The organism is Noviluteimonas lactosilytica, assembly GCF_020866925.1.
GTDB lineage: Bacteria > Pseudomonadota > Gammaproteobacteria > Xanthomonadales > Xanthomonadaceae > Noviluteimonas > Noviluteimonas lactosilytica.
On record NZ_JAJGAK010000004.1, the window covers coordinates 257,951 to 280,363 of the forward strand.

The following is a 22,413-nucleotide window of genomic DNA, read 5'->3' on the forward strand; positions in this document are numbered from 1 at the left end:
CGCCTTGCGGCGGGCTCCATTCGAACGCCCTGCGGCGATCGGTTACTGCGTCGGCTGCTGCACCGCGGCCGACACGTTCACCGTCAGGAAGCGGTTGATGCGCTGCACGTCGTCGACGTCCAGCGTGCCCGCGGCCTGTTCGAGGTTCAGCACGCTCTGCAGGAAGTTGTAACGCGCCAGCGCGAAGGCCTGCTGCGACTGGAACAGGTTGCGCTGGTTGACCAGCACGTCGAGCACGGTGCGCGTGCCGACCTCGAGGCCGACCTGCGAGGCTTCGTACGCGGCCTTCGCCGACACGACCGCCAGGCGGCGCGCTTCGACTTCGCTCACGCCGGCGACGACGGTCTGGTAGGCGTTGCGCGTCGCGCGTTCGAGGTTGCGACGCTGCTGCTCGAGTTCGTCCTGGCGGATGTCGCGCGTTGCGAGCGCCTGGCGCACGCCCGACTGCGTCGCGCCACCGGCGAAGATCGGCACGTTCAGCGTGAGGCCGACCGACTTCGAGTCGTTCTCGTTGTCGAACGCGGTCTGCGTGGCGTTGAGGTTGTTCGTCGTGTCGCCGTCGCTCGTCGTGTTGCCGTAGTTGGCGCCGAAGTAGAGCGTCGGGTAGTGGCCCGCACGCGCGGTGCCGACATCCTGCTCGGCCGACTTCACCTGCAGTTCCTTCGCCTTGAGCGCGGGATTGTTGTCGAACGCCATCTTCACCCAGTCGTCTTCGCCGGCGTGTTCGGGCAGCTGCGGCTGGAAGTCTTCCGGCAGGCCCTTGAGGTCGGCGACCGGGCGACCGGTGATTTCGGCGAGCGCCTGGTAAGCGTCTTCGACGAGGTTGCGCGCGGTGATGGTGTTGGCGCGCGCGGTGTCGTACTGCGCGCGCGCTTCGTGCACGTCGGTGATTGGAGCGAGACCGACTTCGAGGCGCTTGCTCGCGAAGTCGAACTGCTTCTGCAGCGCGGTCTCGGCCGATTCGGCGGCGGCGAGGTTTTCCAGCTGCACGAGCACGTTGAAGTACGCGGCGGAGGTGCGCGTGATCAGCGACGCGCCTTCCGATTCGAGCGTGAAGTCGCTCGCTTCGCTCAGCGCGTTGGCGCTGCGCAGGCGCGTGATGCGCGAGTGGTCGTACACCATCTGCGTGAGGCTGACGCCGTACTGGCGCGTCGTGGTGTCGGTGCTGGAATCATTGGCGCCGAGCGGCGTGCCGGCGAACACCTGCTGGCCGCTCGAGTCGCTGTTCGACTTGTCGTACGTCGCCTGGCCGTTGACCAGCGGCAACAGGCCCGCACGCGCCTGCACCGAGCCTTCCTTCACGAAGAGGCGGTTGGATTCGGCGGCGGAGAACTGCGGATCGCCGGCGCGTGCCAGCTCGTAAGTCTGAAGCAGGTCTTCGGCGTGCGCAGCCAGCGGCGCGGACAGGGCGAAGGCTAGGGCCAGGACGAGGGGGCGACGGCTCATGCGGGTTCCTTCCGGATTCAATGCGTGTAAGGGGAATTAGAAATCGAAGCGGGGCGCGGGAGCGGCGCCCACGAGATAGGGCAGGTCGGTTTCGAACAACGATTCGATACGCGGACCGTTGACGCCGTTGCGCGCCACGACCGCTTCCATCGCCGGCGAAGCGCCGCGGACGATGAACATGCGGCCTTCGGGGCGCAGCCACTGGAGGAAACGGCCCGGGATCGCATCGACGGCGCCGGTGACGACGATCGCGTCGAAGCGGCGCTCGGTGTTCCAGGCGAAGGCGTCGGCGACTTCGATCCGCACGTTGACGCCCAGGCCCATCGCATCCAGGCGCGCGCGCGCTTCGTCGGCGAGGTCGGCGTGCAGTTCGATGCTGTGCACTTCACGGCCGAGGCGGCCCAGGCACGCGGTGAGGAAGCCGCTGCCGGTGCCGATCTCCAGCACCTCGTCGCCGGCCTGCACGTCGATCGACTGCAGCACGCGGCCTTCGACCACGGGCTTCATCATCGATTCGCCGTGGGCGAGCGGAAGCGCGACGTCGGCGTACGACAGCGCGCGATGCTGCGACGGGACGAAGGCGTCGCGCGGAATCGACACCAGCGCGTCGAGGACGCGTGCGTCGAGCACGTCCCACGGTCGAACCTGTTGTTCGACCATCAGTTCGCGGGCCTTGCCGTAATCCATCGTCATGTCGTTCGTCTCGCGCGGAAAGCCGGATATTTTACGCCCGGCCGGCACAGCATCGCTGTGGTAGCACACTCCAACTCAGTGCCGGAAGTCAGCGGGCCCATGGTCATGCGGGGGGTCAACCCCGGGTCCGGGCCGTGCCGTAGGCGCGCAGGAACATGTCGACCGCACCCTCCAGCTGGGCTTCGGCCTCGTCCGCGAGCGGGGCGGCCGCGCAGCCGAAGACCACGCGCTGGTGCAGGTCGCCCTTCACCAGGCAGAGGAACTGGGACGCGGCGCGGGGCACATCGTCGATGTCCAGTTCGCCCGCGTCGACGTGATGGCGCAGCACGTCGGCCACCATGTCGATCGCGCGCTGCGGCCCGACTTCCCAGGCGCGCTGCGGCATGTCGGTTTCCACCATCTGCGGCGTGCACATGATGCGGTGCCCGGCCAGCGCGTCGGGATCCATGATCATCGCGAAGAAGGCGCGCGCGATCTGCATCAGGCCGTCGTGCAGCGGCGCCGCGTCGGCGGCGGCGAACAGCGATTCCGGCAACTGCTGCTCGAAATGCGCCTGCACGGCCGCGGCGAACAACGCTTCCTTGTCGCCGAAATGACTGTAGACCGTGAGCTTGGAAACGCCGGCGTCGGCGGCGATCTGGTCCATGCTCACGCCTGCGAATCCCTGCGCGACGAACAGGCGCTTGGCCGCGGCGAGGATCGCGGCGCGCTTGCCGAGGTCCTTGGGACGGCCGGGGCCGGCGGCGCGCTTCTCGGGGAGGCGCATGCCGTCGGCGGATTCGGGTTTGGGACGAGGACGCTGCACCATGGGCCTACTATAACGAAATACTGGACTACGGGGTTCGCTATTTATACTCTACCGGCCAGTTCAAAAAGGCCCGGCAACGAGACCCCTCATGGAAGCCCAGCGCAGGATGCACCGGCATCCCCCCACCGATCGCCTATTTTTTCGACATGTCTTCGTTTCGCTGGTGCTCGGTGGCGCGCTCGCGCTGTCGGCGTGCGGGAGTGACGAGAAGCCCGTCGAGGTGCCACGCCCCGCCCTCGTGGTGATCGTGGGCGCAGGCGCCGATGCCGTGCCCAGCGCCTTCGCCGGCGAAATCCGCGCGCGCGAAGAAAGCCCGCTGTCGTTCCGCATCGGCGGCCAGCTCGTCAGTCGGCACGTCGATGCAGGCGATCGCGTGCGTCGCGGCCAGGTGCTCGCCGAACTCGATCCCGGCGACGTGCGCCTGCAAGTGGACGCGGCGCGCGCGCAACTCGCCGCGGCCGAAGGCGAACTCGCACGCGCGACGTCCGACCAGAAGCGCTACGCCACGCTCGCGAAGGAACAACTCGTCAGCAAGTCGACGCAGGATGCGCAGGACGCGTCGTATACGGCGGCCGCCGGACAGGCGCGCGCCGCGCGCGCGCAACTCGATGTCGCGCGCAACCAGGCCGACTACTCGCAACTGCGCGCACCGCGCGACGGCGTCATCGCCACGCGTACCGCAGAAGCAGGACAGACCATCACCGCGGGGCAGGTGGTGTTCACGCTCGCGGGCGATGCGGGTCGCGAAGTCGCGATCGCGTTGCCGGAGTCGCGCATCCGCGAATTCCGCGTCGGCCAGCCCGTGCTCGTCGAACTGTGGAGCAAGCCGGGCGAACGCTTGCCGGGCCGCATCCGCGAACTCGCCGCGGCCGCCGATCCGCAGGCGCGCACATACGCCGCGCGCATCGCGATCGATCCCAACGTCGCCGGTGAAGTCGACCTCGGCCAGAGCGCGCGCGTCTACATCGCCAATTCGCACGCGGGCGCGCAGGCGCTGCGCCTGCCGCTGTCGGCGTTGCAGCGCGGCACCAACGGCGCGACGACCGTGTGGGTCGTCGATCCGAACACGAATGCACTCAAGCGCGTGCCGGTGCGCGTCGGCCCGTTCGGCGCCGACTCGGTGCCGGTGTTGTCGGGCCTGCGCGCGGGCGATCGCGTGGTCGCCGCCGGTGGACACCTGTTGCGCGAAGGCCAGGTCGTGACGCCGGTCGATCGCGACAACCGACCGCTGCCAAAGGCGCGCTGACATGCGCTTCAATCTCTCCGAATGGGCGCTGCGCAACCGCACGCTCGTCGTCTACGCGATGCTCGTGCTCGCGGTGCTCGGCGTCATGAGCTACCGCAGCCTCGGACAATCCGAGGATCCGCCGTTCACGTTCAAGGCGATGGTCGTGCGCACAGTGTGGCCGGGTGCGACGGCGGAGGAAGTCTCGCGCCAGGTCACCGAGCGCATCGAGAAGGCGCTGATGACGACGGGCAAGTACGAGTTCATCCGCTCGTATTCGCGACCGGGCGAATCGCAGGTCATCATGATGGCGCGCGACTCGCTGCCGTCCGACGAAGTGCCGGACCTGTGGTACCAGGTGCGCAAGAAGATCGGCGACATCGAGCCGACCTTGCCGGAAGGCACGATCGGTCCGTTCTTCAACGACGAGTTCGGCGACACCTTCGGCAACATCTACGCGCTCACCGGGCCGGGTTTCGACTACGCGGTGATGAAGGACTACGCCGAGCGCATCGAACTCGAACTTCAGCGCATCCCCGACGTCGGCAAGGTCGAACTGATCGGCCTGCAGGACGAGAAGGTCTGGATCGAGTTGTCGAACACCAAGCTCGCCTCGCTCGGCATTCCGCTCGCGGCCGTGCAGCAGGCGTTGTCGGAACAGAACGCGGTGGTGCCGGCCGGCTTCTTCGAGACCGGCAGCGATCGCATCCAGATCCGCGTCACCGGCGCGCTGCGTTCGGTCGACGAGATCCGCGACTTCCCGGTGCGCGTCGGCGACCGCACGTTCCGCGTCGGCGACATCGCGACGATCGAACGCGGCTTCTCCGATCCGGCCGCGCCGCGCATGCGCTTCATGGGGCAGGACGCCATCGGCATCGCGGTCGCGATGAAGGACGGCGGCGACATCATCCGCCTCGGCAAGAAACTGGAAGTCGAATTCGCGCGCCTGCAGGGCACGCTGCCGGTGGGCATGGAACTGCGCAAGGTCTCCGACCAGCCGCACGCGGTGAGCGAATCGGTCGGCGAGTTCGTGAAGGTGCTCGCCGAAGCGGTCGCGATCGTGCTGGTGGTGAGCTTCTTCTCGCTGGGTTTCCGCACCGGCCTGGTGGTCGCGGTGTCGATCCCGCTGGTGCTCGCGATGACCTTCGCGGTGATGCACTTCTTCGACATCGGCCTGCACAAGATCTCGCTCGGCGCCTTGGTGCTCGCGCTGGGCCTCCTTGTCGACGACGCGATCATCGCGGTCGAGATGATGGCCATCAAGATGGAGGAAGGCTTCTCGCGCGTGAAAGCAGCGAGCTTCGCGTGGGACACCACCGCGTTCCCGATGCTGACCGGCACGCTGGTGACGGCGGCGGGCTTCCTGCCGATCGCGACCGCCGCGTCGAGCACGGGCGAATACACGCGTTCGTTGTTCCAGGTCGTGACGATCGCGCTGGTGGTGTCGTGGATCGCGGCGGTGTTGTTCATCCCGTATCTCGGCGACAAGCTGCTGCCCGACCTGCACAAGCAGCACAAGGAAGCGCACGATCCGCACGCGACGAAGTTCTACCAGCGCTTCCGTGGCCTGCTCGACTGGTGCCTGGAACATCGCAAGCTGGTGATCGCCGCGACGGTGGCCACGTTCATCGCATCGCTGCTGCTGTTCCGCTTCGTGCCGCAGCAGTTCTTCCCCGACTCCACGCGACCGGAGCTGATGGTCGACATGGAACTCGCCGAAGGCTCGTCGCTGCGCTCGACCGAAGCGCAGGCCAAGCGCCTGGAAGCGCTGCTGAAGAAGCGCGACGACATCGACAGCTTCGTCGCGTACATCGGCACGGGCTCGCCGCGGTTCTACCTGCCGCTCGACCAGCAGCTGCCTGCCGCGAACTTCACGCAGTTCGTCGTGCGCGCCAACGATGCCGAAGCGCGCGAAGCGTTGCGGACGTGGCTCATCGACGAAGTAGCGCCGCAGTTCCCGGCGCTGCAGTTGCGCGTGACGCGCCTGGAGAACGGACCGCCGGTGGGCTATCCGATCCAGTTCCGCGTATCGGGCGAACACATCGACCGCGTGCGCGCGATCGCCAAGCAGGTCGAAGCGAAGGTGCGCGCCAACCCGAACGTCGCCAACGTCAACCTCGACTGGGACGAACCGAGCAAGGTCGTGCGCCTGGAGATCGACCAGGATCGTGCGCGCGCGCTCGGCGTGAGCACGTCGAACCTGTCGAAGTTCCTCTCGGGTTCGCTGTCCGGCCTGCACGTGAGCACGTATCGCGAAGGCAACGAGCTGATCGAAATGCTGCTGCGCGGCGCCGACGACGAACGCACGCGCCTGGACCTGCTCGGCAGCCTCGCAGTGCCGACGCAGAACGGCGTGACGGTGCCGCTCTCGCAGATCGCCACGCTGCGGTACGTGTTCGAGGACGGCATCATCTGGCACCGCGATCGCCTGCCGACGGTCACCGTGCGCGCGGACATCCGCAACGAGCTGACGCCGCCGACGGTCGTCGCGCAGATCTTGCCGACGCTGGACGGGATCCGCGCCGAATTGCCCGAAGGCTTCCTGCTGCAAACCGGCGGCACGGTGGAAGACTCGGCGCGCGGCGAGAACTCGATCAAGGCCGGCATGCCGCTGTTCCTGTTCGTCGTGATCACGCTGTTGATGCTGCAGTTGCGCAGCTTCTCGCGCACGATGCTGGTGTTGCTGACCGCGCCGCTCGGCATGATCGGCGTGACGCTGTTCCTGCTGGTGTTCCGCGTGCCGTTCGGCTTCGTGGCGATGCTCGGCACGATCGCGCTCGCGGGCATGATCATGCGCAACTCGGTGATCCTGGTCGACCAGATCGAACAGGACATCCAGCACGGCAACGATCGCTGGCACGCGATCGTCGAGGCGACGGTGCGCCGCTTCCGCCCGATCGTGCTCACCGCGCTCGCGGCGGTGCTCGCGATGATCCCGCTCACGCGTTCGGCGTTCTTCGGGCCGATGGCGGTGGCGATCATGGGCGGGCTGATCGTCGCGACGGTGCTGACGTTGTTGTTCCTGCCGGCGTTGTACGCGGCGTGGTTCCGCGTGAAGCGCGGCGAAGAACCGGTGGCGAATCAGTCGATGTCGGCGCGCGGCCCGGCGACGGGCGAGACGTAAGCGCGCGAAGCGAACCCCGCGTCGGCGAATGCAGCCTGCATCGCCGGCGCGGCGGCCTTCGCTTCTGCTTCCGAAGCAAACCACGCGAACACGCTCGGGCCTGCGCCCGACAGGCTCGCGCCGAGCGCGGCGTGATCCATCGCCGCAGCCTTCACCTGCGCGAAACCCGGCACGAGCGGCGCGCGACGCGGTTCGACGAGGACATCCTGCAGACCGTCGCGAATGAGCGCGGCGTCGCCGCGTTCGAGGCCGAGCAGGAACTGCGCGAGTCGCGCGCCATGCGCGACGACGGTCGACAGCGGAAACGGTTCGACGAGCACTTCGCGCGAGCGTCGGGTTTCCAGCACCTGGTCCGGGTGCACCACGACCGCGTGCAACCACGCCGGCACGCGCAGCGGCATCAGGCGATGCGATGTCGCCAGCGCGACGCCGCCGATCAGCATCGGCCCGACGTTGTCGCCCTGGTGGCTGCGGCTGGACGCGTACTCGCCTTCCATCGCGAACGGATACAACCCGTCGCGCGAGAGCGGCGCATCGAGCAACGCGTTGGCGGCGACGAGCGCGGCGACGCACGATGCGGCAGAACCGCCGAGCCCCGCCCCGATCGGAATGCCCTTGTCGAGCTCGACCTCGAATCCGAACGGCAACGCCAGGCCTTCGCGCAACGCACGCAACGCGCGGCCGGCGGTGTTGCGCTCGTCGTCGAACGGAATGATCGAAACGTCGAACGGGCCGCGCACCGCGGCCACGCGGATCACGGGTTCGTCGATGCGGCGCACCGTCGCGCGATCCTGCAGGCCCGCGATCGCGTGGCCCAGCAGGTCGAAGCCGACCCCGATGTTGCCGACGCCGGCGGGGGCGTGGGCGGTGATGGCGTCACTGCGGGTCATCGATTGCGGCCAGGCGGGCGGGGGCTGCGAGAGTATCGAGCAGCAGGCGCGCGAAATCATCCGGCGCTTCGATGTGCGGGATGTGGCCGACGCCCTCCATCATGCGCAAGGGCGTGCCGGGCACCAGCGATTGCAGGTGCGTGGCCTGGGCGGGCGGCGTGATCGTGTCGTCGGCGCCCCACAACAGGAACATCGGCACGCCGATGGCGCGGATGCGGTCGGCGTCCATGCTCATGCCGGTCTCGCGCACGCACGCGAAGTGGTGCGCCCACGCGCCGAGTGCGTTCGAGGCGCCCTGCAACGACGCCGGCTCGCGATACGCGACCATGCGTTGCGGCGTGACCGCGTCCTTGCGCGCGACGAAGCTGCGCAACAAGGTGCCGCTCCACAGCGGATTCGCGGCGGTCGACGACATGAGCACGTTGCGCACGCGCGGCATCGCGAGCGCTCGGCAGGCGGCGCTGGAGGCATCGGGCGGTGGCGCGGTCAGGCCAAGCGCCGCATCGACGAGCACGAGACGTTCGACGCGCGCAGGTTCGCGCAACGCGAGTTCCAGCGCGGGGCCACCGCCGAACGAATGCCCGACCACCATCGCCCGCTCGATGCCGAAGGCGTCGAGCACGCCACGCAGCCGCGCCGCTTGCGCCTTGCGCGAGAAGTCGGTGTGCGTCGCCTTGTCCGAGTAACCGAACGGCGGCACGTCCACCGCGATCACCGGCCAGCCCGCGCGCTGCAGCGCGGGAATCAGCTCGAACCACGTCCCGCTCCACGCCGCGGTGCCATGCACCAGCAACACCGGCACGCGATCCGCGCGGCCCGGATGCAGTCGCGCGAACACGCGCACACCATCGACGGTCACGATGCGCCCGTCGCGCGGCGCGGACTGCGCGAGGTCGCGACGCTCGTGCACCGACGTGTAGACAACGCTGGCGATCACGTACACGACGAGCAACGCGACGAGCGCCACCACGCCGCGCACCAACCAGCGCAGGAGCCGCCGCATCAGTAGTCGAACACGTGTTCGACCGCATCGCCCGCCGCCGCGTGCGCGCGCAGTTCGGCGGCGAGGCGCGGCACGGGCACCTGCAGCACGCGACGTTCGAAGCCCGGTCGCGTGAGGATCGGCTGGCGAATCAGCACCGTCGTCCCCGGCGCGACGGGTTGCATCATCGGCACGACGACGCTTGCGAGGATCGGCCCGCGATTGCCGGCGATCTCCTCGAACGTGCCGCCGCGTTGCGCGATCGCCATCGCCGCATCGGTGAAACCCTGGTAACGCGGAAGCGCGACGACTTCGCTGCGATCGCCCTCGCGCACGACGCTGACCGTCGTCTCCTTCGGTTTCTCGAACGTCGAACGCGTCGCCTGTTCGAGCAGCGCCGCGTAGCCGGCCTTCACCGCCCAATCGCTGGTCAACAGATAGCGGCGCTCCCACTTGCGCAGCATGTCCGGGCCGAACATCGGAGTGTCGGTCCACAGGCGCTTGAGCGGCGCGACGAAGTCGAACTCGTACCACGGCCGCACGCGCACGAACTCGACGTAGGCGCGCGCCTGCTCGGCGGCGAGGCGATCCTCGGGCGTCGCACCCGGCGCCGATGCGAGTTCGGTAAGTCGACCGACCAGCGTTTCGTACGCGCCGCGAATGCCGTATTCGACCGTCGTGCTCGTGCCGATCACGCCGATCATCGTGTGGTACTCGCCATTGAACGGGTACTGCTGCGTCGCGTCCCACACGCGCCCGTAGGCGCTCCAGAACTGGCGCACGTGGGCGAACCACGGGAACGCACTCGGCGTGCCTTTCGCTTCCAGCGAGTCGGCGAACTCGTCGGGGCTGAAGACGAGGAACCACTCGGGGAAGGTGAGGTAGGTCTGCTCTTCGCCGCGGCGGTCGGCCTCGGGCACGCGCACCGGCGTCGCGGAAGCGAGCCCCGCGCACGCGGCGCACATCAGCGCAAGCCAGCGCGCCTTCACGCGTGACCCTTCATGCGCGACGGAAACACAGCAGCGTGTTGAGCGTCGGATCGTGCGCCTGCAGCAGGCGATCGCCGACGTGCTCGAAGCCCACCTCGCGCAACATCGCGATCCATGCGTCCACCGTGCGGAAGTGCCGCAGTTCCTGGTGGTTGACCTCCCACGACACGCCGAGGCCCGCGTTGAACACCGCGTGCGCGAGCGCGACCAGCGCACGCATCGCATCGTCGGTGACGTCGTGGTCGCGCACGATCAGCAGGCCGCCCGGCTTCACGATGCGCGCGAGCGATTGCAGGTAGGCCTGCAACTGGTCGAGCGGCACGTGGTGCAGGCCGATGTAGACCGTCGCCAGTTCGATGCTCGCATCGGCGATCGATTCGCGCGCGATCGGTGCGAAGTTGTCGTTGGCGACGAAGCGGCCGAGCTTGCGCAGTCCGCCGCGCGTTCGACGATGTCGACCGGCGAGAACGTCGGCGGTGCGTCGTGAATGGTGACGATGTCGCCGCGCAGGTCGAGATGGCGGCGCAGGTCGCTGAGGTATCGACCGGTGCTGCCGATCTCGAGGAACCCGTCGAAACGACGTCGATCGCCGAGCAGAGCAAGCGTCTGCCGCGACATCTCCTTCTTCTGCTTCGACAGCGACGGCAATGCGTACGTGAGCTCCGACAGGAACGGCTTGATCTTCGGCACCTGCGCCTGCAACGCGCGATAGACGCCTTCGTCGTTCGGTTGCTCGCGCGTCGCCTGCCGGATCAGCGCGTGGAAGCGATCCTCGGGATACAGGCGATAGATGTTCTGCAGGAAGCGATAGAAGTCGTCGGCGCCGCGCGGCGTGCCGTAGACCTGGCGGAAATCGTCGACGCCGGGCGTGCCGGCGGTCGTTTCGGTGGCAACAGCAGTGGCCTGCATCGAAGACTCCAGCCCGGGCGCGTAATACGTGTCCCAGAGCACGTTGCGGAAACGGTACGTCGGATCGAGCGTGCGCTTGAGCGCGAACAGTTCGCGCGCACGCGGATACGCGCGATGGAACTGGTCGGGCCGCGCATGCGGTTGGTACGGCAGGTAGTAGCGGCCACCGCAGTCGATGGCGGCCTCGATCAACTCTCGCGTCCACACCGCCACCCGCGCCTTCGCGTTCTCGCGCGTGCGCTGTTTGTGGTACAGCACGAACGCGAACACCTCCTCCGACGCCCATGCGAGCAGCGAGCCCGGATCGGCGAAGGCGTGGCGCACCGACACGTTCACCGCATTGACGCGGTGCCGCGCGAGGATCTCCGACATGCGCGACACGAATTCGTCGAAGCGCGCCACCGGCACGAAGTATTCCTGCAGCACGTAGGTGCTGTGGCGGCGGCTCGCCGGTTCGAGTTCGGCGACGTCGTAACCGGCTTCGTAGTTGCGCCAGTGCACCGGCTTGCGCAGGTACATCAGCGGTTCGAGCAGATGTTCGCGCCGCCACTTGCCGAAGCGGGTCTCGGTGAACGCCCACAGGAAGTAGCGCTCGAGCGGAAAGTGCCTGCGCAACGGCTGCAGGCGATGCGGGACCGTCACCGCCTTGTCGGTCTTGCGCCACGTCACCGCGCGCACGCGCGAGCAGTGCGGCGGATACAGGTCGGCGTTGTGGAAGATCGCATCGTCGGCATCGCGCACGTTGGCGCGGAACCACGCGAGGTAATCGCGCGACGGCATGCGCACAGACTCGCGCGCGACGCGCACGTTGTCTGCGAGTTCCAGTTCCGCTTCGACGATGACGCCGAGGCCGCCGTAGCCGCCGATCGCGCCATGGAACAGCGCCGCGTTGTCGTCCGGCGATGCATCGACCACGCTGCCGTCGGCCATCACCATGCGGATCGAACGCACCGACAGGATCAGCGGACCGAGCCCGATGTAACGTCCGTGCACGTTGACGCTGAGCGATCCGCCGACGGTGAAGTTCGCGTAGGTCTGCATGATGCGCACCGACAGGTCGCGCCCGTCGATGAAGCGCTGCAGGTCGCACCAGCGCACGCCGGCTTCGACGCGCACCGTGCGCGCCTGCGGGTGGAACGCGAGGATGCGGTTCATGCGCCGCATGTCGAGATGCAGGCTGCCCGGGCTCGCGGTCTGTCCGCCCATGCTGAAGTGACCGCCGCCGATCGACACCGGCCCGTCGGCGCGACGCAACGCGTCCTGCACTTCGGCGACGGAGGTCGGCGTGGCGACCGCCCATACCGCGACCGGGTTCAGGCGCGTGACGTCGTTGACGATGGTGCCGCCCGTCGGCGACTTCGATTCAAGCAGGCTCATGGATCGCGACCTGCAGGTAGTCGCGGCCGCGCACGCGCGGATCGTCGCCGTACTGGTTGTCGCCCGGCGTGCCGCGCTTGAGCAGCAACAACGCGCCGAGCAGCAGCGGGCCCAGCACCGGGATCACGACCCACAGCAGCCACCACGCGCTGCGCGCCTGGTCGTGCAGGCGCCGCACGCAGAGCGAAAGCGCCGCGGCGAAGAAGAAGGGATAGGCGATCAGGGTGGCACCGCGCCCGGCGATGCGTTCGATGAAGACGTACGCGACCGTGAAGGCCAGCGAGGCGAGCAGCATCTGCCAGGCGAAGGTGCGCCTGCGCAGCCGGCCCGACCACCGCATCCACGACAGCCAACGTCCCATGTGTGCCTCTCCCGCCGCGTCCCCTCGGCCGCTGGCATGGTAGCGGAGGGACCCCGTGCATGTTCAAATGCGCGCCGAAGCGGGGGTACCGGCCACGGCCGGTTGAGACAGACCCTTGGAACCTGACGCGGTTGAGACCGCCGTAGGGAGCCTTCGCCGGATCGGCTCGCGCAAGACGCGCCGTCCGTCGTCCACCGCTTCGTCCCGCGAACTTCCAGGACGACAGCCCATGAACGCAGTGCCTTCCGAACTCATCCGCGACACGCAGCGCCTGTCGGAGGAAGTGGTTCGCCCGATTCCCGGTTCGCGGAAGATCCACGTGACCGGATCGCGCGACGACCTGCGCGTGCCGATGCGCGAGATCGCGCAGCAGCGCACGCCGACCCTGTTCGGCGGCGAAGACAACCCGCCGATCACCGTCTACGACTGCTCCGGGCCGTACACCGATCCGCAGGCGACGATCGATCTCGCCGCGGGCCTGCCCGCGTTGCGTGCGCGCTGGATCGAGGAACGCGGCGATACCGAAGCGCTCGCCGGCCTGTCCTCCGAATTCGGCCGCGCGCGCGAACACGATCCGCGCCTGGCCGCGGTGCGCTTCCCCGGTCGCGTCGTGCCGCGCCGCGCGCGCGCAGGCGCCAACGTCAGCCAGATGCATTACGCTCGCCGCGGCATCGTGACGCCGGAGATGGAGTTCGTCGCCATCCGCGAGAACCAGCGCCTCGACGCGATGCGCGACGCGGGCCTGCTCTCGCAACACGCCGGCCAGGATTTCGGCGCGGCGATGCAGGCGCGCATCACGCCCGAATTCGTGCGCGACGAGATCGCCCGCGGCCGCGCGATCCTGCCGAACAACATCAACCACCCGGAAAGCGAGCCGATGATCATCGGCCGCAACTTCCTCACCAAGATCAACGCGAACATCGGCAACAGCGCGGTGTCCTCGGGCATCGCGGAAGAAGTCGAGAAGCTCGTGTGGGCGATCCGCTGGGGCGGCGACACGGTGATGGACCTGTCGACCGGCAAGCACATCCACGAAACGCGCGAATGGATCGTGCGCAACTCGCCGGTGCCGATCGGCACGGTGCCGATCTACCAGGCGCTGGAAAAAGTCGACGGTCGCGCCGAAGAACTCACGTGGGACATCTTCCGCGACACGCTGATCGAACAGGCGGAGCAGGGCGTCGATTACTTCACCATCCACGCCGGCGTGCTGCTGCGCTACGTGCCGCTGACCGCGAAGCGCGTGACCGGCATCGTCTCGCGTGGTGGTTCGATCCTCGCCAAGTGGTGCCTCGCGCACCACAAGGAAAACTTCCTCTACACGCACTTCGAAGACATCTGCGAGATCATGAAAGCGTACGACGTCGCCTTCTCGCTCGGCGACGGCCTGCGTCCGGGCTGCATCGCGGATGCGAACGACGCGGCGCAGTTCGGCGAACTCGAAACGCTCGGCGAACTCACCAAGATCGCGTGGAAGCACGACGTGCAGACCATGATCGAAGGCCCCGGCCACGTGCCGATGCAGTTGATCAAGGAGAACATGGACAAGCAGCTGCGCGAGTGCGGCGAAGCGCCGTTCTACACGCTCGGCCCGCTGACCACGGACATCGCGCCGGGCTACGACCACATCACCAGCGCGATCGGCGCGGCGATGATCGGCTGGTACGGCACGGCGATGCTCTGCTACGTCACGCCGAAGGAACACCTCGGCCTGCCGGATCGCGAAGACGTGCGCGACGGCATCATGGCGTACAAGATCGCGGCGCACGCGGCGGATCTCGCGAAGGGCCATCCCGGTGCGCAGGTGCGCGACAACGCGCTGAGCAAGGCGCGCTTCGAATTCCGCTGGGAGGACCAGTTCCACCTCGGCCTCGATCCGGAGAAGGCGAAGTCCTTCCACGACGAAACCTTGCCGAAGGACGCGCACAAGCTCGCGCACTTCTGCTCGATGTGCGGCCCGCACTTCTGTTCGATGAAGATCACCCAGGACGTGCGCGACTACGCGGCCGAGCACGGGGTCGACGAAGCCGGGGCGATCGAGGCCGGCATGGCGGAGAAGGCGGACGAGTTCCGCGCGCAGGGTGCCGAGGTCTACACGCCCGAGTAAAGGGGCCGAGTAACGACGAACGGCGGCGTACCCTTCGGGGCAATACGCCGCCGTCACGGCCGCCGGTAATATCGCGCGATGCATCCGACGATCCATCGCCTGACGATCTGGCGCTTCGTGGCGGCGCGCCATCCATCGGCCTTCCTGCTCGCGGCGCAATTGCTGAGCCTGTTGCTGTACCCGTTGATGGACCAGACGTCGGAAGGGCGGATGTTGTTCGGCGGCGTGGCGGTGGTGGTGGTGCCGCTCGCGGTGTGGACGGTCAGCCGCAGCCCGATGCTCAACACGCTCGCGTGGTTGCTCGCGGTGCCGTCGTTGCTGCTGACGATCTGGGTCGTGCTGAAGGACGACACCGCGATGTTGCCGCTCGCCGCGACGCTGGAGTCGCTGCTGTATTTCTACGCGGCGACCGGCTTGATCATGTACATGATGCGCGACACCCGCGTGTCGGCGGACGAACTGTTCGCGGCGGGCGCGACGTTCACGCTGATCGCGTGGGGCTTCGCCTACGCCTTCTTCGTCTGCCAGTCGTGGTACCCGAACAGCTTCACGGGCCTGGAGCCCGAGCGCGAGCGCACCTGGCTCGAACTCCTGTTCTTCAGCTTCACGAATCTTTCGGCGACGGGCCTCGGCGACGTGTTGCCGGTGAGCGCCCCCGCCCGCGTGCTGACGATGCTCGAACAGCTCGCGGGCGTGGGTTACATCGCCACCGTCGTGTCGCGGCTGATCGGTCTGACGATCGTCCAGCACACGGCGAAGTGATCGCTCAGAAGTTCGGCTTCTCGTCCGACGCGTTGTAGCGCTCGATCGACTCGACGAGGATCTGCTTGGCTTCGGCGACATCGCCCCAGCCATCGAGCTTCACCCACTTGCCGGGTTCGAGATCCTTGTAGTGCTCGAAGAAGTAGGAGATGCGATCGCGCCAATGCTGCGGCACGTCGTTGAGGCCTTCGATGTGCGCGTAACCCGGATACACCTTGGTGACCGGCACGGCGAGGATCTTCTCGTCGCTGCCCGCTTCGTCGCGCATGCGCAGCACGCCGACCGGGCGCACGCGGATCACCGAACCGGGGATCAGCTGCAGCGGCATCAGCACGAGCACGTCGGCCGGGTCGCCGTCGCCGCACAGCGTGTGCGGGACGTAGCCGTAGTTGCAGGGGTAGCGCATCGGCGTGGACAGCACGCGGTCGACGAAGATGGCGCCCGAGGCCTTGTCGACCTCGTATTTCACCGGCTCGGCGTCCTTCGGGATCTCGATGATGACGTTGATTTCGTCCGGCGGGTTCTTGCCGGTGGGGACGAGGTCCAGGCCCATTGCGTGCTGCTCCGACGTGCTGACCGGACCCGGAGGGGTCACGGCGGGGTGAGGGGAGGGCGCGGATTATAGGCGGGAACCCCGGGCGCGCTCGCGCGTCGGATGGGCAAAGGGAGGGCAAATCGCATGATTCGGCAGGACCCGGGCCCATTGGTGGACTACGAAAGCCTCGACGAGCCCACGCTCGTGGGCATGGCGCGCGGCGGTCGGCGCGGGGCGTTCCGCGAAATCACCCGTCGCTGCAACCGGCGCCTGTTCCGCATGGCGCGCAGCGTGGTGCACGACGACGCCGAGGCCGAGGACGTGGTGCAGGCGGCGTACGTGGCGGCGTTCGAGCACCTGTCGGATTTCCGCGGCGAGGCTTCGCTCGCGACCTGGCTCACGCGCATCGTGCTCAACGAAGCGAACGGCCGGTTGCGCGCACGCAGGCCCACGGTCGAGATCGGCCACATCGAAACCCTGCAGCAGGAAGGAGGTCGCGTGATCGCGTTCCCCTCGCGCTTCGGCAGCGAAGACCCGGCCGCCGACGCGGCGCGCGGCGAAATCCGCCGCCTGCTCGAACGCGCGGTCGACGACCTGCCTGAGCCCTTTCGCCTTGTGTTCGTCATGCGCGAGATCGAGGAGTGCAGCATCGAAGACACCGCGGTGTCGCTCGGGCTCAAGCCGGAGACGGTGAAGACGCGGCTGCATCGCGCGCGTCGCCTGCTGCGCCTGGCGTTGCAGGACACGCTCGAATCGACCATGACCGACGCGTTCCCGTTCCTCGGCGCGCGCTGCGATCGCATGACCAACAACGTGCTTGCGCGCATCGCGCCCTACTTCGACGAAGACGTGCTCGACGAAGACGAAGACTGATTAGCCGGCGCGCTCCTGCACCGGGCGGCGACGCAGGCGTTGTTAGCGTTGTCGCCCCCCGTGCCAGGAGTCCCGCCATGGTGAAGTACGGTTTGCTCGCAAAGCTCGAGGCCAAGCCGGGCAAGGAGCGCGAAGTCGCCGCGCTGCTCGCGGGCGCGCTGCCGCTTGCGCAGCAGGAACACGAAACGCGCACGTGGTACGCGTTCCAGACGGGGCCGACGTCGTTCGGCATCTTCGACACGTTCGACGACGAGCACGGACGCCAGGCGCACCTGCAGGGCGAGATCGCGAAGGCGCTGATGAACAACGCCGACCGCCTGCTCGCATCGCCGCCGACGATCGACAAGGTCGACATGATGGCGGCGAAGCAATGACACCCTAATGCCCCTGCAGCGACTGCAGCACGTCGATCGGCAGCGGGAACACGATGGTGGAACTCTTCTCGCCGGCGATCTCGGTCAGCGTCTGCAGGTAGCGCAGCTGGATCGCACGCGGATCGGCGCCGAGCAGGCGCGCCGCGTCGACGAGCGCTTCGGCGGCCTGGCGTTCGCCTTCGGCATGGATGACCTTCGCCCGGCGCAGGCGTTCGGCTTCCGCCTGGCGTGCGATCGCGCGCACCATCACTTCGTTGATGTCGACGTGCTTGATCTCCACGGTGGCGACCTTGATGCCCCATGCGTCGGTCTGCGTGTCGAGGATCGTGCGGATGTCGTGGTTGAGCTTTTCGCGCTCGGCCAGCATTTCGTCGAGGTCGTGCTGGCCCAGGACCGAACGCAACGTGGTCTGCGCGAGCTGGCTCGTCGCTTCGTAGAAGTGCTCGACGTTGATGATCGCCTTCTGCGGATCGACGACGCGGAAATAGACGACGGCGTTGACCTTCACCGACACGTTGTCGTGCGAGATCAGATCCTGCGACGGCACGTCCATGACGATCGTGCGCAGGTCCACGCGCACCATCTGTTGCACGATGGGAATCAGGACGAACAAGCCCGGGCCCTTCACCATCCAGAAGCGGCCGAGCTGGAACACGACCGCGCGTTCGTATTCGCGCAGGATCTTGATCGACGCCACCAGTAGCGCGAACAGCAACACCAGCAGCGGTAACACCACGACGATGTTCATGCCAGCCTCCTTCAGAGCGGCGCGACGTCGAGCACGAGTCCATCCAGCGCCAGCACGCGCACCGATTGTCCGCGCCGCACCGGCGCGGTCGACGTCGCCTGCCAGACTTCGCCGCGGATGCGCACCTGCCCGCGGCCGTCGAAGTCGGCGAGCGCGACGGCGACCTGTCCGACGAGTTCCTGGATGCCGGTGACAACGGGGCGCCTGCGTGCACGCGCGGCGAGCCACACCAGGCCCATGAACGCCGCCGCGCTGGCGACGGCGATGCCGACGATCAATTGCCGCGACACCGCCAATTCCGGCGTGTCCGCGTCGAACAGCAGCAGCGAGCCCGCGACCAGTGCGACCACGCCACCGATGCCGAGCGATCCGAAACTGGGCATCGCGAATTCCGCGGCCATCAACCCGACGCCGAGCACGATCAACGCCAGGCCCACGTAGTTCACCGGCAGCAACTGCAACGCATACAGCGCGAGCAACAGGCAGATGCCGCCGATCACGCCAGGGAACAGCACACCCGGGTTGAAGCCTTCGAACATCAATCCGTACAGGCCGACGAGCAGCAACAGGTAGGCGATGGTGGGCTCGGTGATCGCGGCGAGCAGGCGCGTGCGCCAGTCGGGGACGTAGGCCTGCGTCGTTGCGCCGGCGAGGTGCAGCGTGGTGTCGCCGGTGCGCATGCGCACGACGCGGCCGTCGGCCTGTCGCAGCAGCGCGTCCGCGTCGTGCGCGATGAAGTCGATGACATGTTTCGACGCTGCTTCGCTCGCGCTCATCGTCTGCGCGTCGCGCACGGCTGCTTCGGCGAACGCGACGTTGCGCCCCCGCAGTTCGGCCAGCGCGCGCAGGTAGGCGACGGCGTCGTTGGTGGCCTTGCGTTCCATCGTGTCGACGGGGCTGCGGGGTTCGTCTTGTTTGCGAGCGTCGCCGTCGTCGCGCGCGGGTGGCGGCTCCTGCACGCCGGGTGCGCCGAGGGACACCGGCGTCGCTGCGCCGACCGATGTCGCGGGCGCCATCGCCGCGACATGGCAGGCGTAGAGGATGTACGTGCCCGCGCTCGCGGCGCGCGCCCCTTCGGGCGCGACCCAGCAGAGCACCGGGATGGGCGAGGCGAGGATGGCCTGGTTGATGTCGCGCGTCGCCGCATCGAGCCCGCCGGGGGTGTCGATGCGCAACACGATCGCGGGCGCGCCCTCGGCCTGCGCACGCGCCAGGCCGTGCTTCACGTACTCGCGCGTGGCCGGGCCGATGCCGCCTTTCACGTCGAGCAACGGCACCGTGGTCGTCGACGCGAGCACGAGCACCGGCACGAGCGCCAGTGCGCACGCCAAGCCCCATGCACGTCGGAACATCGTCATGCCTCACCCCCTGCGGGGCGCGGATCACAGCGACAGTTAGCGCCACTGTCCGTTAAGGCGAAAACAAAGACGGCGGCCTCGCGGCCGCCGTCGAGTGTCGCGTCAGTGGCGCGTTGCGTTACAGCAACGGCACCATCAGCAGCGCGACGATGTTGATGATCTTGATCAGCGGATTGACGGCCGGGCCGGCGGTGTCCTTGTAGGGATCGCCGACGGTGTCGCCGGTGACCGCGGCCTTGTGCGCCTCGGACCCCTTGCCGCCGAAGTTGCCGTCCTCGATGTACTTCTTGGCGTTGTCCCACGCGCCGCCGCCGGTGGTCATCGAGATCGCGACGAACAGGCCGGTGACGATCGTGCCGATCAGCACGCCGCCGAGCGCCTTCGGACCCAGCAGCAGGCCGACCACGACGGGCACCGCGACGGGCAGCAACGACGGGACGATCATTTCCTTGATCGCCGAACGCGTGAGCATGTCTACCGCCTTGTCGTACTGCGGCTTGCCCGTGCCTTCCATGATGCCGGCGATGTCGCGGAACTGGCGACGCACTTCCTCGACCACCGCGCCGGCCGCACGGCCGACCGCTTCCATCGCCATCGCGCCGAACAGGTACGGGATCAGGCCGCCGATGAGCAGGCCGATGATCACCATGTGGTCGGAGAGGTCGAAGGTGAACGTGGTGTCCGGGTTGTTCTTCTGCAGGTTGTGCGTGTAGTCGGCGAACAGCACGAGCGCGGCGAGCGCGGCCGAACCGATCGCGTAACCCTTCGTCACCGCCTTCGTCGTGTTGCCCACGGCGTCGAGCGGATCGGTGACCGCGCGCACTTCCGGCGGCAGCTCCGCCATCTCGGCGATGCCGCCCGCGTTGTCGGTGATCGGGCCGTAGGCGTCGAGCGCGACGATCATGCCCGCCATCGACAGCATCGCGGTGGCCGCGATGGCGATGCCGTACAGGCCGCCGAGCTCGAACGCCGAGTAGATCGCGATGCACACTGCGACGACCGGCAGCGCGGTCGACTTCATCGACACGCCGAGGCCCGCGATGATGTTGGTGCCGTGGCCGGTGGTCGAAGCCTGCGCGACATGGCGCACCGGCTTGAACTGCGTGCCGGTGTAGTACTCGGTGATCCACACGATCACGCCGGTGAGCACCAGGCCGATCAGCGCGCAGAGGAACAGGTTCGTCGCGCCCATGGAGGCGGTGCCCATCATCTGCGTGGTGATCGGCCAGAAGGCGATCGCCGCGAGCACGGCCGACACGATCACGCCGCGATACAGCGCGCCCATGATCGAGCCGCCTGCCTTCACCTTCACGAAGAACGCGCCGACGATCGACGCGATGATCGACACGCCGCCGAGCACGAGCGGATAGAGGATCGCATTCGGGCCGAGGACGCTGGCGCCGAGGATGCCGCCGAGCAGCATCGTCGCGATGATCGTGACCGCGTAGGTCTCGAACAGGTCCGCGGCCATGCCCGCGCAGTCGCCGACGTTGTCGCCGACGTTGTCCGCGATCACCGCGGGGTTGCGCGGATCGTCTTCCGGGATGCCTGCTTCGACCTTGCCCACCAGGTCCGCGCCGACGTCGGCGCCCTTGGTGAAGATGCCGCCGCCGAGTCGCGCGAAGATCGAGATCAGCGACGAGCCGAACGCGAGACCGACGAGCGCGTGCAGCGATTCGTCGACCGACATGCCCATGCGCTGCAGCACGAAGTAGTAGCCGGCGACGCCGAGCAGGCCGAGGCCCACCACGAGCATGCCGGTGATCGCGCCGCCGCGGAACGCGACGTCCATCGCCGGGCCCATGCCCGTGCGCGCGGCTTCGGCCGTGCGGACATTGGCGCGCACCGACACGTTCATGCCGATGTAGCCCGCCGCACCGGACAGCACCGCACCGATCAGGAAACCGATCGCGGTGTACCAGCTGAGCGCGAAGCCGACGACGATGAACAACACGACGCCCGCAATGGCGATCGTCGTGTACTGGCGATTGAGATAAGCGCGGGCGCCTTCCTGGATCGCGCCGGCGATCTGTTGCATGCGTTCGTTGCCGGCGGGGCGACTGTTGATCCACGAGGCGGACCACAGGCCATACAAGATTGCGATGACGGCGCAGGCGAGCGCCAGGATCAGACCGTACTGCTCCAGCATGAACCCTCCCCAGGGAGACAATGGGACAACGGTTGAACGCACGGGATTGTTGCGCCGCGGCAAAGCGATGAAACGTGGCGGCACGTCCCGACTATCGCACAGCTTCGAGAAGCTGTGCCGTGAGCAAGTGTTCAGACCGGCAGTGCGACTCTGCGCGCCTTGGAACCGACCCGGAGCGATGCCCATGCGACATGCCCGAAGCCCTCTGCTGCTGCTCGCCCTGGCCCCGTGCCTGGCCTTCGCCGCGCAGGACCCGAAGCCCGAGATCAAGCGGGAGGCCTCGACGCCGCAAGCCAACGGGGTGGTGCACACGCTGCGCACGATCCCCGAGGCGTGTGCGCGCATCGAAGGCCAGTTCACCGGCCAGGCCGCCGATCCCTACAAGTTCGCCCTCGCGCGCACGAGTGCGAACTGCCAGCCGCGCGCGCGCCTGGTCGATGCGAACAAGGTGAAGCCGTCGACGCAGGACGGCTGGATCTTCAACGACAAGATCGTGGTGCCGAGCCAATCGTGCGGCACGCAATCGGCGGTCGTGCGCATCTGGCGCAAGTCGGCGACCAACGCGCCGCCGGACCTGGATGCGCAGGGGCGTTCGCGCATCTATCTCAAGGACGCGACCGACGAGTTGAAGGCGAAGGGCGCCCCCGCGGTGCCGATGTTCGCGGTCGCGATGGCCGTCGAAGGAACGCCCTGCGCGAAGTAG

The 22,413-nt window shown here is 67.9% G+C and carries 20 protein-coding genes and 1 riboswitch; of the genes, 7 read left to right on the forward strand and 13 right to left on the reverse strand.

Annotated elements, in window-relative coordinates; all coding sequences use genetic code 11:
• Positions 1-42: 42 nt before the first annotated feature.
• From LK996_RS15250 to LK996_RS15260, 3 genes are all read right to left on the reverse strand, one after another.
• On the reverse strand, positions 43-1,446 hold the full coding sequence (locus LK996_RS15250; protein WP_230528223.1) for a TolC family outer membrane protein: 1,404 nt from the start codon (positions 1,444-1,446) through the stop codon (positions 43-45).
• 36 nt (positions 1,447-1,482) lie between these two features.
• Positions 1,483-2,139 (reverse strand): protein-L-isoaspartate O-methyltransferase family protein, encoded by a 657-nt coding sequence (locus LK996_RS15255; RefSeq protein WP_230528224.1) that lies wholly within the window; start codon positions 2,137-2,139, stop codon positions 1,483-1,485.
• Positions 2,140-2,254: 115 nt separating this feature from the next.
• Positions 2,255-2,947, reverse strand: a complete 693-nt coding sequence (locus tag LK996_RS15260) for a TetR/AcrR family transcriptional regulator (protein WP_230528225.1) — start codon at positions 2,945-2,947, stop codon at positions 2,255-2,257.
• Positions 2,948-3,053: 106 nt separating this feature from the next.
• Between LK996_RS15260 and LK996_RS15265 the strand changes: the two genes are divergently transcribed.
• Together LK996_RS15265 and LK996_RS15270 are read left to right on the forward strand one after the other, a co-directional pair.
• On the forward strand, positions 3,054-4,193 hold the full coding sequence (locus tag LK996_RS15265; protein WP_230528226.1) for an efflux RND transporter periplasmic adaptor subunit: 1,140 nt from the start codon (positions 3,054-3,056) through the stop codon (positions 4,191-4,193).
• Position 4,194: 1 nt separating this feature from the next.
• Positions 4,195-7,296, forward strand: coding sequence for an efflux RND transporter permease subunit (locus tag LK996_RS15270; protein WP_230528227.1), 3,102 nt, complete (start codon positions 4,195-4,197; stop codon positions 7,294-7,296).
• Here the strand turns inward: LK996_RS15270 and LK996_RS15275 are convergent.
• The 6 genes from LK996_RS15275 to LK996_RS15300 are packed head-to-tail and all read right to left on the reverse strand — an operon-like array spanning position 7,254 to position 12,804.
• Positions 7,254-8,186, reverse strand: a complete 933-nt coding sequence (locus tag LK996_RS15275; RefSeq protein ID WP_230528228.1) for a homoserine kinase — start codon at positions 8,184-8,186, stop codon at positions 7,254-7,256. The two genes, LK996_RS15270 and LK996_RS15275, sit on opposite strands and share 43 nt — an antisense overlap.
• The gene (locus LK996_RS15280) at positions 8,173-9,189 is read right to left on the reverse strand and encodes an alpha/beta fold hydrolase (protein WP_230528229.1); all 1,017 of its coding nucleotides are present in this window, start codon (positions 9,187-9,189) and stop codon (positions 8,173-8,175) included. Before LK996_RS15280 ends, LK996_RS15275 begins: the two co-directional genes overlap by 14 nt.
• Positions 9,189-10,157 (reverse strand): hypothetical protein, encoded by a 969-nt coding sequence (locus LK996_RS15285; RefSeq protein ID WP_230528230.1) that lies wholly within the window; start codon positions 10,155-10,157, stop codon positions 9,189-9,191. Before LK996_RS15285 ends, LK996_RS15280 begins: the two co-directional genes overlap by 1 nt.
• Before the next feature lie 10 nt (positions 10,158-10,167).
• Positions 10,168-10,479, reverse strand: a complete 312-nt coding sequence (locus LK996_RS15290) for a class I SAM-dependent methyltransferase (RefSeq protein ID WP_230528231.1) — start codon at positions 10,477-10,479, stop codon at positions 10,168-10,170.
• Positions 10,428-12,443: an FAD-binding oxidoreductase gene (locus tag LK996_RS15295; protein WP_230528232.1), complete on the reverse strand. Its 2,016-nt coding sequence runs from the start codon at positions 12,441-12,443 to the stop codon at positions 10,428-10,430. The genes LK996_RS15290 and LK996_RS15295 overlap by 52 nt, the downstream gene beginning before the upstream one ends.
• Positions 12,430-12,804, reverse strand: a complete 375-nt coding sequence (locus tag LK996_RS15300) for a DUF805 domain-containing protein (protein WP_230528233.1) — start codon at positions 12,802-12,804, stop codon at positions 12,430-12,432. The genes LK996_RS15295 and LK996_RS15300 overlap by 14 nt, the downstream gene beginning before the upstream one ends.
• 71 nt (positions 12,805-12,875) lie before the next feature.
• Positions 12,876-12,971, forward strand: a riboswitch (TPP riboswitch).
• 62 nt (positions 12,972-13,033) lie between these two features.
• On the opposite strand from LK996_RS15300, the gene thiC reads away from it, so the two are divergent.
• Positions 13,034-14,911: a phosphomethylpyrimidine synthase ThiC gene (thiC, locus tag LK996_RS15305; protein ID WP_230528234.1), complete on the forward strand. Its 1,878-nt coding sequence runs from the start codon at positions 13,034-13,036 to the stop codon at positions 14,909-14,911.
• 78 nt (positions 14,912-14,989) lie between these two features.
• Positions 14,990-15,673, forward strand: a complete 684-nt coding sequence (locus tag LK996_RS15310) for a potassium channel family protein (protein ID WP_230528235.1) — start codon at positions 14,990-14,992, stop codon at positions 15,671-15,673.
• A 4-nt stretch (positions 15,674-15,677) separates the two neighbouring features.
• On the opposite strand, the gene ppa is transcribed toward LK996_RS15310, so the two are convergent.
• On the reverse strand, positions 15,678-16,226 hold the full coding sequence (gene ppa, locus LK996_RS15315) for an inorganic diphosphatase (RefSeq protein ID WP_230528236.1): 549 nt from the start codon (positions 16,224-16,226) through the stop codon (positions 15,678-15,680).
• 126 nt (positions 16,227-16,352) lie between these two features.
• On the opposite strand from ppa, the gene LK996_RS15320 reads away from it, so the two are divergent.
• Positions 16,353-17,081: an RNA polymerase sigma factor gene (locus LK996_RS15320; RefSeq protein WP_230528237.1), complete on the forward strand. Its 729-nt coding sequence runs from the start codon at positions 16,353-16,355 to the stop codon at positions 17,079-17,081.
• Positions 17,082-17,158: 77 nt separating this feature from the next.
• Positions 17,159-17,455 (forward strand): putative quinol monooxygenase, encoded by a 297-nt coding sequence (locus tag LK996_RS15325; protein ID WP_230528238.1) that lies wholly within the window; start codon positions 17,159-17,161, stop codon positions 17,453-17,455.
• 4 nt (positions 17,456-17,459) lie between these two features.
• On the opposite strand, the gene LK996_RS15330 is transcribed toward LK996_RS15325, so the two are convergent.
• The 3 genes from LK996_RS15330 to LK996_RS15340 all read right to left on the reverse strand — a co-directional run bounded on the left by LK996_RS15330 (position 17,460) and on the right by LK996_RS15340 (position 21,710).
• Positions 17,460-18,203: a slipin family protein gene (locus LK996_RS15330; protein WP_230528239.1), complete on the reverse strand. Its 744-nt coding sequence runs from the start codon at positions 18,201-18,203 to the stop codon at positions 17,460-17,462.
• 11 nt (positions 18,204-18,214) lie between these two features.
• A complete protein-coding gene (locus LK996_RS15335; protein WP_230528240.1) occupies positions 18,215-19,561 on the reverse strand; it encodes an NfeD family protein in 1,347 nt (448 codons plus the stop codon).
• A gap of 118 nt (positions 19,562-19,679) precedes the next feature.
• Positions 19,680-21,710 carry a sodium-translocating pyrophosphatase gene (locus LK996_RS15340; RefSeq protein WP_230528241.1) on the reverse strand — a complete coding sequence of 677 codons (2,031 nt, stop codon included), beginning with the start codon at positions 21,708-21,710 and terminating at the stop codon, positions 19,680-19,682.
• Between the two features lie 178 nt (positions 21,711-21,888).
• Between LK996_RS15340 and LK996_RS15345 the strand changes: the two genes are divergently transcribed.
• Positions 21,889-22,413 carry a hypothetical protein gene (locus tag LK996_RS15345; protein WP_425493801.1) on the forward strand — a complete coding sequence of 175 codons (525 nt, stop codon included), beginning with the start codon at positions 21,889-21,891 and terminating at the stop codon, positions 22,411-22,413.

Excerpts from the sequence above, each read along its gene's own strand:
- LK996_RS15250 (WP_230528223.1), bottom strand. The coding sequence starts at position 1,446 with ATGAGCCGTCGCCCCCTCGTCCTGGCCCTAGCCTTCGCCCTGTCCGCG.
- LK996_RS15255 (WP_230528224.1), bottom strand. The coding sequence starts at position 2,139 with ATGACGATGGATTACGGCAAGGCCCGCGAACTGATGGTCGAACAACAG.
- LK996_RS15260 (WP_230528225.1), bottom strand. The coding sequence starts at position 2,947 with ATGGTGCAGCGTCCTCGTCCCAAACCCGAATCCGCCGACGGCATGCGC.
- LK996_RS15265 (WP_230528226.1), top strand. The coding sequence starts at position 3,054 with ATGCACCGGCATCCCCCCACCGATCGCCTATTTTTTCGACATGTCTTC.
- LK996_RS15270 (WP_230528227.1), top strand. The coding sequence starts at position 4,195 with ATGCGCTTCAATCTCTCCGAATGGGCGCTGCGCAACCGCACGCTCGTC.
- LK996_RS15275 (WP_230528228.1), bottom strand. The coding sequence starts at position 8,186 with ATGACCCGCAGTGACGCCATCACCGCCCACGCCCCCGCCGGCGTCGGC.
- LK996_RS15280 (WP_230528229.1), bottom strand. The coding sequence starts at position 9,189 with ATGCGGCGGCTCCTGCGCTGGTTGGTGCGCGGCGTGGTGGCGCTCGTC.
- LK996_RS15295 (WP_230528232.1), bottom strand. The coding sequence starts at position 12,443 with ATGAGCCTGCTTGAATCGAAGTCGCCGACGGGCGGCACCATCGTCAAC.
- LK996_RS15300 (WP_230528233.1), bottom strand. The coding sequence starts at position 12,804 with ATGGGACGTTGGCTGTCGTGGATGCGGTGGTCGGGCCGGCTGCGCAGG.
- thiC (WP_230528234.1), top strand. The coding sequence starts at position 13,034 with ATGAACGCAGTGCCTTCCGAACTCATCCGCGACACGCAGCGCCTGTCG.
- LK996_RS15310 (WP_230528235.1), top strand. The coding sequence starts at position 14,990 with ATGCATCCGACGATCCATCGCCTGACGATCTGGCGCTTCGTGGCGGCG.
- ppa (WP_230528236.1), bottom strand. The coding sequence starts at position 16,226 with ATGGGCCTGGACCTCGTCCCCACCGGCAAGAACCCGCCGGACGAAATC.
- LK996_RS15320 (WP_230528237.1), top strand. The coding sequence starts at position 16,353 with ATGATTCGGCAGGACCCGGGCCCATTGGTGGACTACGAAAGCCTCGAC.
- LK996_RS15325 (WP_230528238.1), top strand. The coding sequence starts at position 17,159 with ATGGTGAAGTACGGTTTGCTCGCAAAGCTCGAGGCCAAGCCGGGCAAG.
- LK996_RS15330 (WP_230528239.1), bottom strand. The coding sequence starts at position 18,203 with ATGAACATCGTCGTGGTGTTACCGCTGCTGGTGTTGCTGTTCGCGCTA.
- LK996_RS15335 (WP_230528240.1), bottom strand. The coding sequence starts at position 19,561 with ATGACGATGTTCCGACGTGCATGGGGCTTGGCGTGCGCACTGGCGCTC.
- LK996_RS15340 (WP_230528241.1), bottom strand. The coding sequence starts at position 21,710 with ATGCTGGAGCAGTACGGTCTGATCCTGGCGCTCGCCTGCGCCGTCATC.
- LK996_RS15345 (WP_425493801.1), top strand. The coding sequence starts at position 21,889 with ATGCCCATGCGACATGCCCGAAGCCCTCTGCTGCTGCTCGCCCTGGCC.